The 12,776-nt window shown below is 34.6% G+C and carries 13 protein-coding genes; 11 read left to right on the top strand and 2 right to left on the bottom strand.

Annotated elements, in window-relative coordinates; all coding sequences use genetic code 11:
• A partial coding sequence (locus tag AC1DVP_RS20370; protein ID WP_477185306.1) for a Crp/Fnr family transcriptional regulator occupies positions 1–515 on the bottom strand: 515 nt, incomplete at its 3' end.
• 218 nt (positions 516–733) lie between these two features.
• Between AC1DVP_RS20370 and AC1DVP_RS20365 the strand changes: the two genes are divergently transcribed.
• The 6 genes from AC1DVP_RS20365 (at position 734) to AC1DVP_RS20340 (ending at position 7,202) form a co-directional block, all read left to right on the top strand.
• The gene (locus AC1DVP_RS20365; RefSeq protein WP_477185305.1) at positions 734–874 is read left to right on the top strand and encodes a hypothetical protein; all 141 of its coding nucleotides are present in this window, start codon (positions 734–736) and stop codon (positions 872–874) included.
• A 175-nt stretch (positions 875–1,049) separates the two neighbouring features.
• Positions 1,050–2,912 (top strand): ABC-F family ATP-binding cassette domain-containing protein, encoded by a 1,863-nt coding sequence (locus AC1DVP_RS20360; RefSeq protein WP_477185304.1) that lies wholly within the window; start codon positions 1,050–1,052, stop codon positions 2,910–2,912.
• Between the two features lie 385 nt (positions 2,913–3,297).
• The gene (locus AC1DVP_RS20355; protein WP_477185303.1) at positions 3,298–3,993 is read left to right on the top strand and encodes a hypothetical protein; all 696 of its coding nucleotides are present in this window, start codon (positions 3,298–3,300) and stop codon (positions 3,991–3,993) included.
• Between the two features lie 288 nt (positions 3,994–4,281).
• Complete coding sequence (locus tag AC1DVP_RS20350) at positions 4,282–4,860, top strand: hypothetical protein (protein ID WP_477185302.1); 579 nt, start codon at positions 4,282–4,284, stop codon at positions 4,858–4,860.
• Between the two features lie 208 nt (positions 4,861–5,068).
• Positions 5,069–6,328, top strand: a complete 1,260-nt coding sequence (locus AC1DVP_RS20345) for a BamA/TamA family outer membrane protein (RefSeq protein ID WP_477185301.1) — start codon at positions 5,069–5,071, stop codon at positions 6,326–6,328.
• 391 nt (positions 6,329–6,719) lie between these two features.
• The gene (locus tag AC1DVP_RS20340; RefSeq protein WP_477185300.1) at positions 6,720–7,202 is read left to right on the top strand and encodes an FKBP-type peptidyl-prolyl cis-trans isomerase; all 483 of its coding nucleotides are present in this window, start codon (positions 6,720–6,722) and stop codon (positions 7,200–7,202) included.
• 104 nt (positions 7,203–7,306) lie between these two features.
• Here the strand turns inward: AC1DVP_RS20340 and AC1DVP_RS20335 are convergent, their stop codons facing one another.
• Positions 7,307–8,854, bottom strand: a complete 1,548-nt coding sequence (locus AC1DVP_RS20335) for an SDR family NAD(P)-dependent oxidoreductase (protein ID WP_477185299.1) — start codon at positions 8,852–8,854, stop codon at positions 7,307–7,309.
• A 229-nt stretch (positions 8,855–9,083) separates the two neighbouring features.
• Here AC1DVP_RS20335 and AC1DVP_RS20330 point away from each other — a divergent pair, with 229 nt between their 5' ends.
• The 5 genes from AC1DVP_RS20330 (at position 9,084) to AC1DVP_RS20310 (ending at position 12,774) form a co-directional block, all read left to right on the top strand.
• Entirely contained in the window at positions 9,084–9,863 is a 780-nt protein-coding gene (locus tag AC1DVP_RS20330) for an O-methyltransferase (RefSeq protein WP_477185298.1), read from the top strand.
• Positions 9,864–9,888: 25 nt separating this feature from the next.
• On the top strand, positions 9,889–10,518 hold the full coding sequence (locus AC1DVP_RS20325) for a carbonic anhydrase (protein ID WP_477185297.1): 630 nt from the start codon (positions 9,889–9,891) through the stop codon (positions 10,516–10,518).
• Positions 10,519–11,031: 513 nt separating this feature from the next.
• The gene (locus tag AC1DVP_RS20320) at positions 11,032–11,718 is read left to right on the top strand and encodes an ABC transporter ATP-binding protein (RefSeq protein WP_477185296.1); all 687 of its coding nucleotides are present in this window, start codon (positions 11,032–11,034) and stop codon (positions 11,716–11,718) included.
• Positions 11,719–11,804: 86 nt separating this feature from the next.
• Positions 11,805–12,374 (top strand): cob(I)yrinic acid a,c-diamide adenosyltransferase, encoded by a 570-nt coding sequence (locus AC1DVP_RS20315; RefSeq protein WP_477185295.1) that lies wholly within the window; start codon positions 11,805–11,807, stop codon positions 12,372–12,374.
• A 178-nt stretch (positions 12,375–12,552) separates the two neighbouring features.
• Complete coding sequence (locus AC1DVP_RS20310; protein ID WP_007138072.1) at positions 12,553–12,774, top strand: DUF2795 domain-containing protein; 222 nt, start codon at positions 12,553–12,555, stop codon at positions 12,772–12,774.
• Positions 12,775–12,776: the final 2 nt, after the last annotated feature.

Genomic DNA, 12,776 nt, shown 5'->3' with positions numbered 1-12,776 from the left:
GCCACCTGAATGTTGGAAAGACGCTGAATAAGATGGGGATATTTTTCTGCAAATTCGATGTAACGGGATTCTGCAGTTTTACTTAGATTATCAATCATTCTGCGCTGAAGGGCAACATGCGTTTTTTGAGTCATTACCCGAAATAGCTTTTCTATTTTAGGCAAATTGGCATAAGCAAATTCCTTGTCTTTTTTAGAAATTAAAAGTACTTCACTATCTTCAATGGCTTCTATAAAAAGCTGCGATGGTTTTTCATTGGTAAAACTGTCAATATCGGTAATCCACCAATTTTCAATAGCAAAATAGAGTATTTGCTCAAAACCATTTTTATCAATATGATAAACCCTAAAAAGCCCTTTAGTGACAAAACCTTCAAACTTGCATACTTCACCTTCCCGCAGCAAAAAACTTTTTTTTGGAATTGATTTTTGTTGAAACAAACTGCAGAATTCCTCCATTTCAGTATCTGAAAGTGAAATATGTGCTGCTAAATTTTGTTTGAGAAGTTTTGTCATTATTAATATAGCTAATTTTTTGAGTTCTAAATTTAATCATTTTTTGATTGTAAAAAGACCTGCTTTTTTTAAAGAAACAAAAGTTAAATACATGTTCATATTTTGGTATAAACTAAACATTTAAAAAAAAATTAAAAAATTCTAAACAAACCACCCAAATTTTCATATAACTAATGCAAGTACAATAAAGTCACTTGTATAAAAAGAATTTAAAATTTATGGATCAATATGTAAACACTAAAGAAGCAATGATGATTTTGGGAGTGAAAAGTCAAACTACAATCGGGAAATATGAAACCAATGGAAAAATTAGGGTATATCGTCCTTTCAGTAATAGAAAAAGATATGATATAAAGTAAGGATTTATTAAAGATTCAATGTAAAAGATAGCTGTTAGCTATCTTTTTTTGTTTAGTACAAAAGCTTTACCTTTGCAAATGTTTGTTTATTGCCTCTTATCCATAATTAGAGACCCAATTAGAGACCTCTTAATTTTCAAAAACGAAAAAGCCTTATTTTAGGCGCTAAATCACCATGAATTACTTATCAGTCGAGAATATATCTAAATCTTTTGGGGAGCGCACGCTTTTCAAAGACATTTCCTTTGGAATTAACAAAGATCAAAAAATTGCCTTTATCGCCAAAAACGGTTCGGGGAAAACCACTATAATGAGCATCATCAATGGTTTGGACGAGCCAGATACCGGACAGGTGGTGCTTAGAAAAAGCATCCGAATGGCTTTTTTGTCACAGGACAATAAGCTGCAGGATGAATTGACGATTGAGGAAAGCATTTTCGCCTCGGACAATGAGAGCCTTAAAGTGATTGAAGCGTATGAAAAAGCATTGGAAAACCCTGAAGACGAGGAAGCATACCAAAAGGCTTTTGACGCCATGGATCGACACAATGCTTGGGATTTTGAAACGCAATACAAACAAATTTTGTTCAAACTGAAGCTAGAAGACTTTAAACTGAAAGTAAAAAGCCTTTCGGGCGGACAGAAAAAAAGGTTATCTCTTGCTATTATTTTGATTAACCGTCCCGATTTATTAATTCTGGATGAACCAACGAATCACTTGGATTTGGAAATGATCGAGTGGCTGGAGAGTTATTTTGCTAAAGAAAACATTACGCTGTTTATGGTAACGCACGACCGTTTCTTCCTGGAACGCGTTTGTAACGAAATCATCGAATTGGACAACGGGAAAATATATCAATACAAAGGAAATTATTCCTATTATTTGGAGAAAAAAGAAGAGCGTATTGCCTCCGAAAATGCGAGTGTCGACAAGGCACAAAACCTGTTCGTAAAAGAACTGGAATGGATGCGCCGCCAGCCGAAAGCGAGAACGACAAAATCCAAATCGCGTCAGGATGATTTTTATGTAATTCAAGAAAAAGCACAAAGTCGTAGAAGAGAAAACGTAGTGGAACTGGAGATTAATATGGAACGAATGGGAAGCAAAATTATTGAGCTTCATAAGATTTCCAAAAAATTTAAAGACCATGTTATTCTGGATAATTTCAGTTATGACTTTCATCGCGGAGAACGCATTGGAATCATCGGTAAAAACGGAACTGGAAAATCTACTTTCTTAAACCTGCTTACAGGAGCTCTTCCTTTGGATCACGGAAAAGTAGTTGTAGGCGACACTATCAAAATTGGATATTACACTCAAAGTGGGATTAACCCAAAACCGGGTCAGCGTGTTATTGATATTATTAAAGAATACGGAGAATTTATTCCGTTAACGAAAGGCAGATTGATTTCGGCTTCGCAATTATTGGAGCGTTTTCTTTTTGATGCCAAAAAACAATACGATTATGTCGAAAAACTAAGCGGTGGTGAATTGAAACGTTTGTATTTATGTACTGTTTTGATTCAGAATCCAAACTTCCTGATTCTCGATGAGCCAACAAATGATTTGGATATTGTGACCTTGAACGTTTTGGAAAGCTTCCTTTTGGATTATCCGGGATGTTTGGTGGTGGTTTCGCACGACCGTTATTTTATGGACAAAATCGTGGATCAGTTATTTGTTTTTAGAGGTCAAGGTGAGATTGAAACATTCCCTGGTAATTACTCGGATTTTAGAGCCTACGAAGACAGTGCCGATGTCGCTCAGAAAGAGGAAAACAAAACGGAGAAAAAAGAATGGAAACAGAACAATCCAACTGGAAATCTGACTTTCAACGAGCAAAAGGAATTTCAGAAAATAGAGAAAGAAATCAAGGATTTGGAAACCGATAAAACCAAAATTGAGCAATTGTTCTCGGATGGAAAAGTAGCCGATGCCGACATCGAAAAGAAAGCCAAAGAACTGGAAAACATTATCAAGAAAATTGAGAATAAAGAAGAAAGATGGTTTGAGCTTTCTGCTAAATTGGAAGGGTAGTAGTTTTTTAGTGTTCAGTTTACAGAATTAGCACCTATTTGAAAATAGCTTAAAAGCCACAATGGAAATTATATTCTGTTGTGGCTTTTTGTTTTTAAGCAAAAAATCACATTACTACTAATAAATATGTTAATTTTACATATTAATCACACTTCCTCAAAGAGCTTATTAAAAAAAATAGCTCTAGGATTCGTCATAATAAATAAGTCGAGAGCCTTTTTAATGATATTTTTCTTGATGTCACTACCATCTACAAAGGTGCATCATTACAACCGATGAAAATAATCATTAAAAACTAATTTACAGCCTACATGTAAATTTAACCAACAAATATACCTGTTCTAGGAGTTAATGATATTACCCAATATTAAAACAATTCAATCCTATGAAAAATATAGTCTTATTTTTATTTTTTGCTATATTAACCGGATGTGGCCCTATTTATTATGTGCCAAATACCCAAAATGTGCCCGTAATGAAGAACAAAGGTCAAACCAATTTATCTTTAGACCTCAACGGATCAGAAAGTACCGATGGTTTTGAATTGCAAGGCGCTTATGGATTAACAGATAAAATTGCCATACAGCTTAATGCTGATTGGGTTAAATCTTCCGATGACGCATCAAATGGTTCAGGTAATTTTATAGAATTGGGCACTGGTTATTATAAAAAAATATCGAACTCCTTTGTTTTCGAAACTTATGGTTTATTAGGCTATGGCAGTCTAAAATACCAAGAAAATTATGATTATTTTCAAGAAATTAAAGCCAGCTTTTTTCGTTTTGGTTTACAACCCAGCATAAGTTTTTGCAGTAAATACTTTATTGCTTCTTTATCTGGAAGATTTGCTAATATAAATTACAATTCTGTTAGCGGAAATTATTATGAAGTTGATTATTTAAAAACTAATAATTCGTATTGGTTAATAGAACCCGCTTTAACTCTTCAAGCTGGTTTTGAAAACATCAAATTACAGATACAATTTCAACTCAGTGATAATCTTACGAATTCTGATTTCAGCCAAGATTACTCGCTTTTTTCTGTTGGATTGAAAGTTAATTTAAACCCGAAAAAAAATTAATGCATTTTAAAATACTACCCGATTATCTCGAAATAAATACCTTAATTCTCCTCAGCAGTTTATTGTCGGTGGAGAGCTTTTATTGTTATTCTGAAAATAAAAAACACAAGTATTAAACTCCGCACTCCTCTTTAACATTATGATATTCCTACACCCGCAAAGTCAAACAATCAAAAAAAACCGCAACAAAATCTAATCTTCTTATTTTTTTGGCTACATATATTTTAAAAAATTACATTTTTAGGATTCAATCTTTTAATCTAATTTTATAACTCCTAAACTTCATCCATGAAAAAAGCAATACTACTTATTTTTACTGTTTTTTCAATACAATTACAGGCTCAGTCTAAAAACGAAAGCATCACCCATTCTTTCCAAAATAATCAAACTTCAAAATGGAATTTTGGATTAGAATTAGATGTTTTGCCTTATGCCACTGGAGGTTATTTTGGAGCGGTTTGGGCAGGTAAAAATAAATGGCGTACCAGAGTTCTTTTGGCCGATGTCAACAAACCCGACTTCACAACCAAAGACGGTTTTACCAATCATCACATAAAAGCTTATGCAGTTATTTTAGACCGCTTTTTGAAAGACAATTGGAAAGGCTGGTGGATAGGCGGTGGCCCTGTTTATTGGAAAAGCAACATTCAAAGTGACAGTAGCAACGCAACCAAAGACTTCGATAACTTCTTATTAAACGGAAGTTTAGGTTACAACTTCACTATTTACAAAAACATCTATATTTCTCCCTGGGCAGGCTTAAGCCTTAAAGTTTCAGGCAGCGATGAATTCGTTTTGGACAGCAAAGAATACAATTTGCCTTTGCTTAATCCGGAAGCTTCTGTCAAATTTGGAATTTCTTTTTAATATTTGTCACTAACACAAACTTATTGCTTTAAATTTCACCACTTTTTTATCTTTGCTGTACATCTTACTTTTGCGACAAGCAAAAAGTGCTTTTAATATATTAATCAAACACATACAAAGAAATTTTGTTTAGTTTTATATTTTGTATTAAAATAATTGATTAACAAAATCTATTCAAAAAATCTGATTACAGCACAGAATATTCATTATGAATTTTAAAACTATTTTGAAATCGAAAATCATATTTCTGCTACTCCTTTTTTGTTCTCAAACTATTCTTTCCCAAGAGGGAAAAAAGAAGGAAGAAGAAAAAAAATATAAGCTGCGCTCCATAATTGATTTATTTACAAAAGAAGATACCTTAAAAATAAGCAAACCGGATTCCAAAAACCATTTAATTGCATTCCCCACGTTGGGTTATCAGCCGGCAAATGGCTTTACTTTGGGATTCATTAGCCAGTTTAGTTTCAAAATAAAGCCCGAAAATAAAATCTCATTACTATCAGGAGGAGCTTCTTACAGCACGCAAAAACAAGTTCTGATCTATCTAAAAAACAATATGTATATCAATAACGACCGGTTGTTTTTTAGCGGTGATTTTCGATATTATGTTTTCTCGCAATCTAATTACGGCTTGGGAACTGACATTATTCCTTGGGGTGCCGAATTTCAAAACTTTGATTTCAACACCATAGAACAGCCCATGAATTACAATTATTTCAAATTTCATGAAACTGCATCCTATACTATATTCTCATCTTTTTTTATTGGGCTAGGAATACATTTTGACAGTTATTCCAACATCGAAGATAAACATTTGGATGTTGCCAATGGACAGTACACCTATCATTACAATTATTCCAAAAATTATGGCTTCAGCGATAAGAATTATGCTGTCAATGGAATGAGCCTAAATTTGATTTACGACACTAGAGACAATTTAATAAACACTAATAACGGCCTATTCCTTAACATGAATTACCGTTACAATCCCAAAACAAATCTTAACAAACATACCAGTTCCTCTTTATTGCTTGAAAGCAGGTATTTTATTCCGATAAGCAAAACTAACAAACAGCATGTTTTGGGAATTTGGGCTTATGGCCAGTTTCAGCTAAGCGGCAGATTGCCCTATTTAAATCTACCGGCAATAGGCTGGGATCAAAACAGCCGTAGCGGGAAAGGCTATACGCAAGGACTTTTGAGAGGTACAAACCTGATCTATTTTGAAGGCGAATATCGTTTCCCAATTACCAAAAACCAAATGATCAGCGGAACAGTATTTGCCAATGCCACAACTGCAAGCAGCGTATCCAAAAGCCTTACCTCATTCGAATCCATTCAGCCCGCTGTGGGTGTAGGATTGAGAGTCCTGCTTGACAAAAATACCCTGACCAATTTCATCGTCAATTTTGGTCTTGGTCGTGATTCCAAGACTTTCTATTTTAATGACGGGGAAGGATTCTAATGACCTGAGTCCGATAATTAATTTTGGAGCAGAAACATTTGGCTTTTTTTGTCAATATTGTCCCGTTTTCCGTTACAAACGAAGTTCACTGAACTCCTATAAAAATAAAAGTATAGTGAAATAATCTTATAAGCCTCTCGTCTTTTGGGACGAGACGGCTTATAAGGATTTTCACTGCAACCGGAGCTAAAGGGAAATATTTTGTTTTTATTTAAAAGAGAGAAAACTGCAAAGTCACAAAGAAAGAGACTCAAAGTTTGCGCCTTTGCATCTTAGCGAGAAAAAAACCAAAGCCTAACTTAATGACATTACGCATGAAAGCTAGTATTTTTAACAAAAATCATTTCCGTTTTTGGCTATATTTGCAACTTTAAAAAAATAATCCATCTCTATGAAACACTTATTAACTGCCCTAGTGGTCTTGACTCTTTTTATTTCTTGCAACAAAAATAAAGAAGAAAAAAATGAAGTAAAAAAAGAAGAAACCGTTGATTGCGTTGCCAAAAACGACAAAGAAATTACCGATTACATCGCTAAAAATAAATTAAAAGCGCAAAAAAGTGATTCGGGTTTATATTATGTGATTAATGAACCTGGAACAGGAGCACAGCCAACTGCAACGTCAAATGTAACCGTAGCTTACAAAGGTTATTTCACTAATGGAAGTGTTTTTGACGAAAGTACTCCCGCAGGAATTTCTTTTGGATTGGATCAAGTGATAAAAGGCTGGACAGAAGGTATTCCTCATTTTAAAACCGGAGGAAGCGGTATTCTTTTGGTACCAGCTCATTTAGGATACGGAAATGAAACAATGGGACCAATCCCTGGAGGTTCTGCACTTATTTTTGACGTAAAATTAATTTCGGTAAATTAGCTGCAGTATATTTTCATACCAACAAAAAACCACAACAGGAAAAAAAATTGTTGTGGTTTTGTTTTATAAATTTGTTTCTATTCTCCTTTGATAGCTACGGGATTTTACCAGCCAATTGGTCGATAATCCTTCAGGAATTTACCACACCAATGTTTTCCCGTATTAATTCCGTCAAATAACGGATCCATAACCCTTGCGGCACCATCCACAATATCGAGTGGTGGCTGAAAATCTTGTTCTTCCTGCTTTCTCTTGGCCAGTTCTACTGGATCTTCATCGGTTACCCAGCCTGTATCGACAGCATTCATAAAAATCCCGTCTTTTGCGAGAGTTCCTGCAGCAGTATGCGTGAGCATATTCAGGGCAGCTTTGGCCATATTGGTATGCGGATGGCGGTCTTCCTTAAAATCGCGGTAAAACTTCCCTTCCATTGCCGAAACATTAATGATGTGTTTTTTACCTGTATTGTCTTTCTTCATCACTTCCGAAAGGCGGTTGCACAATACAAAAGGCGCTACCGAATTCACTAATTGCACTTCGATCATTTCAGTAGTTTCGATTTGACCTAATTTTAATCGCCAGCTGTTTACTTTTCGCAAATCAACCTGTTGCAAATCAGCATCAAGCTCTCCTTCGGGAAAAACTTCCTGTGCTACCAACGCATTATCAAACGAATACGGAATTTGAGATAATTTGGCGGAAGCCCTTAAACCAATTCCAGGTTCGGGCCCGTGCCAAGTTACCGGCATATTTTGATTGGAAGAAGCCCCAGAAGTCAGTACTTTTAATTCATCCAAACAACTAGTATGATCCAATAATAATTCTTGCGCCTGTGCTGGCAAAGAGCCAATTGGCCGCTCTTCATTTTCCATTAAGTGTGTATAAAAGCCCGCAGGCCTTCTCACAGTTTGAGCCGCATTATTGATTAGAATATCCAATCGGCCATATTTTTGTTCTATGAAATTGCAAAAAATTTCTACACTCGGTATATGCCTCAAATCCAATCCGTGAATTTTCAAGCGGTGTCCCCATTCCATAAAATCATCTTCTTTAGAAAACCGCAATGCCGAATCCACTGGAAAACGAGTCGTAGCAATTACAGTCGCTCCTCCTCTCAAAAGCATCAAAGTAATATGATATCCAATTTTTAGTCGAGAACCAGTAATTACGGCAATTTGCCCTTTTACATCGGCAGTTTGAAAACGCTTGGCATAATTAAAATCCCCGCAATCCGTACACATTGTATCATAAAAATGATGCATTTTTGTAAACTCCGTTTTGCATACGTAACATTTTCTAGGATTCTCAAATTCCAACTGTTCTTTGGAATTCAAATCATGTGAACCTAACAGTTTTGGAGCAACAAAAACACTCGCTTCTCTCGCCGAACGAATTCCTGTTTCCTTTCGGGCTGTTCTGTCTTTCTTTTCCTGTTTGCGTTTAGCAACTGCTTTTCCGTCTTTTTTTCTCTTCGCAAGTTCATCACGATCTGGGCGCGAAAATTGTCCAGCAGCTTTAATTAAGGCTGTTCTTTGCTCTTTTGGAATTTCAAAAATCTGGTCGGTATCAGTGTTCAATTGGGTCAAAATAGCAATACATCGATCTATTTCTTCGGAAGTTATTACATTCCTGTCTTCTATTATTTCGTTCATCATTATAAAAAAATCATTGCTATTCGCTCCATAAATTTCAAGTCCACAAATATAGTTTTAAATTTTGGGACAGTTCAATTTTGGCATGTACATTAATAAATACCATTCGCAAAGAATCTCTAAGAAAACACGGGGACACGTAAAGTCTAGTTTTTAGTTTATATATAGGACTTAAGAAATCTCTGTGTATCTTCGCATTTTCTTTGTGAATCTTTGTGAAATAATTTCTATGCTTTTTCAAATAAAATCCTATTTCAAATTTCTTTGGCATTCCAAAAACGAACATGCCGTTCACTCGCCATTTGTCTTTAATTTATTGACCAAATGTTTTTATGACAAAAAACTAAAATCCGAATATGAAGTTTTAAAAGAGTACAGAAATTCACTTTTACAAAATAAAAACACAATCGAAGTAACCGATTTTGGTGCGGGTTCCAGAATTTTCAAATCGAATGTGAGAGCGATTGATAAAATTGCTAAAAACGCAGGAATAAGTCCAAAACGAGCTGAATTATTATTTAGAATTACCAATTATTTTCAGCCAGAAAGTATTTTAGAAATTGGAACTTCTTTAGGTTTAGCCGCTTCTGCCCTATCATTAGGAAATCCAAAAGCAAAAATTACGACCCTCGAAGGCTGTCCCGAAACAGCACGACAAGCTAAATTACAGCTGCAAAAATTCAATTGCAATAATGTGGAATCAATTGCAATAGAATTTACAAACTACCTTAAAAACCATCAGCCATCAGCTATCAGCTATCAGCTAATTTACTTCGACGGCAACCATTCCAAAAAAGCAACATTAGACTATTTTAATTTATTACTGCCAACAATTACCAACGAAACCGTGTGGATATTTGATGACATTCACTGGTCTGCTGAGATGGAAGGAGCTTGGCAGATTATAAAGAATCATCCAACAGTTACTGTAAGCATTGACACTTTTCAATGGGGATTGGTCTTCTTTAGATACGAACAGCCCAAACAGCATTTTATAATTAGAACCTAAATTTTTAAAATTTAAAAACCGCACTATGGATATCAAACAAATTTTTGAAAATAATAAAAAGTGGATTATCAAACAGCTCAAAATAGAACCAGATTATTTTAAAAAACTAGCCAAAGGGCAGTCTCCTGAATTTCTGTATATTGGCTGTTCGGATAGCCGCGTTTCTGCCGAAGAGCTTATGGGGCTAGAACCAGGCGAAGTTTTTGTACACCGTAATATTGCTAATATGGTTCCAAACACAGACCTAAATTCGATGTCGGTAATCAATTATGCCGTTGTACATTTAAAAGTAAATCATATTGTCGTTTGCGGTCATTATGGCTGTGGCGGTGTTCATGCAGCTATGCAGCAATCCGATTTGGGAATCTTAAATCCTTGGTTAAGAAATATTCGGGATGTTTACCGAATACATCGAAAAACACTTGATAAAATAACCAATGAAGAAGAAAAATATAAAAAACTGGTAGAACTCAATGTACAGGAACAATGCATTAACGTTATCAAAACGGCCGAAGTTCAAAAAGCAAACAAAGAAAGAGATTTAAAAGTATATGGATGGATTTTTGATATTCATAGCGGAAAATTAATTGATTTGAATATCGACTTTCCGGAAATATTGAAAGATATCACCAAAATTTACAAAATATCAAATTAAACCTAATTTACCCTTTATTAATTGCAAAAAAAAAAGACAGTCACCCCCATGACTGTCTTTTTACTAAAATAACCTAACCTAAACCTTATTTATTACTAAGATTTCTACTATGCAAACAGTCAAAATGAACTGAAAGCAATTATCAAAAAAGTTGAATTCTACCAACTAACCAAATTAACCTAAAACTTTTATGGTGTAAACTTACTATATAAAAATCAAAACAGATTATAAAAAATCGTTAAAATTAACATAAAATCGATAAAATACATATTTAATAAATATTAATACATATTTACCTACAAAGACAATTTAAAAACAAAATAACAAATAACCTGATTTATATTAAATCCCAATCATGCAACTCCAATAATATTACATTTAATACATTGTAACAAAAAACCATCAACTGCTACTTATGATATATTAAAAAGTCTTTTGTACTTTTAAAAATAAAAAAAAACAATCAGCACACAAGTCCAAAGAGGCGAACTGGCGAAGCAATCTAAAATTCTAATGAAAAACTCACTTATAAAAATTACAAATATCAAAAGAGATTTTGTACTAGGAAACGAAATCGTTTATGTACTAAAAGGTATTGATCTGAAAATTAATAAAGGAGAATATGTTGCATTAATGGGGCCATCAGGATCAGGAAAATCTACATTAATGAATTTATTAGGCTGTTTAGATACCCCAACATCTGGTACTTATATTTTGAATGGAAAAGATGTTAGCCATATGAAAGACGATGAATTAGCCGAAATCCGAAACAAAGAAATTGGTTTTGTTTTTCAAACATTCAATCTTTTGCCTAGAACAACAGCACTTGATAATGTGGCATTGCCTATGGTTTATGCAGGACATTCAAAGTCCGAACGCACTATACGCGCCACCGAAGTCCTTAATCAAGTAAATCTAGCAGACAGGATGGACCATCAGCCTAACCAGCTATCCGGAGGACAGCGTCAGCGTGTGGCGATCGCCAGAGCATTGGTAAATAAACCCTCTATAATACTTGCTGATGAGCCAACAGGAAATCTAGACAGTAAAACATCCTTAGAAATTATGAAACTTTTTGGTGATATTCATGCAAATGGCAACACTGTCATAATAGTAACTCACGAAGAAGAAATTGCTGCTTATGCTCACAGAGTTATCCGCTTGAGAGACGGCGTGATTGAAAGTGACACAACTAAATAGTGTATTTGTTGAATCGTTAAACAGTTAAATCGTTGAATTGATTGAACGAATAAACGATTAAAGCATTAACCGATTAAACAGTAAAAATGAAAGTATACACAAAAACTGGAGATGGCGGCACTACTGCCCTTTTTGGCGGCACCCGAGTACCAAAAGACCATATCCGCATAGAAAGCTATGGAACCATTGACGAATTGAATTCCTATATTGGATTGATCCGTGATCAGGAAATAAACAGCCATTACAAAGACATGCTTATTGAAATACAGGACAGGCTCTTTACTATAGGCGCTATTCTGGCTACTCCTCCAGAGAAAGAAGTAATGAAAAACGGCGAACTTAGATTGAAAAAACTAGGAATAACCGAAACTGATATAGAATTATTAGAAAAGGAAATAGATGATATGGAAGAAAAGCTTCCTCCCATGACTCATTTTGTATTACCAGGCGGGCATCAAACTGTGTCATATTGTCATATCACCAGATGCATTTGCCGCCGWGCCGAACGTTTAGCCGTACATTTAAGTCATAATGAACCTGTTGCCGAAATTGCTATCAAATACTTAAACCGACTTTCTGACTATCTTTTTGTATTGGCACGAAAGTTGACATTTGATTTAAAAGCTGATGAAGTAAAATGGATACCAAGAAAATAGTATTTTTTTTATTGTTTGGCATTTAATTCATTCCCATCATTTTTAGTAAGATACTTCATTCCGAAAATGATTATGAAGCGCAAAAAACAAACGTTCTTAATTTTATAAAAAATAAATCGTTTTTTACTTGTCTTTTTCAGTAAAAAATTTATTTTTGCACAAAACTAAATCGACAGATATGTATTGGACATTAGAATTAGCATCATATTTAAGCGATGCACCGTGGCCTGCTAACAAAGACGAACTTATTGACTACGCTATTAGAGCTGGAGCTCCATTAGAAGTGGTAGAAAACCTTCAATCAATTGAAGATGAAGGCGAGATATATGAATCAATGGAAGAAATTTGGCCAGATTATCCTACGGACGAAGATTATCTTTGGAACGAGGATGAATATTAAAA

The sequence above is a fragment of the Flavobacterium sp. P3_A6 genome (assembly GCF_056403035.1).
Note: the sequence above shows the minus strand (reverse complement) of the source record. Positions and strands in the feature narration are given on the sequence as shown.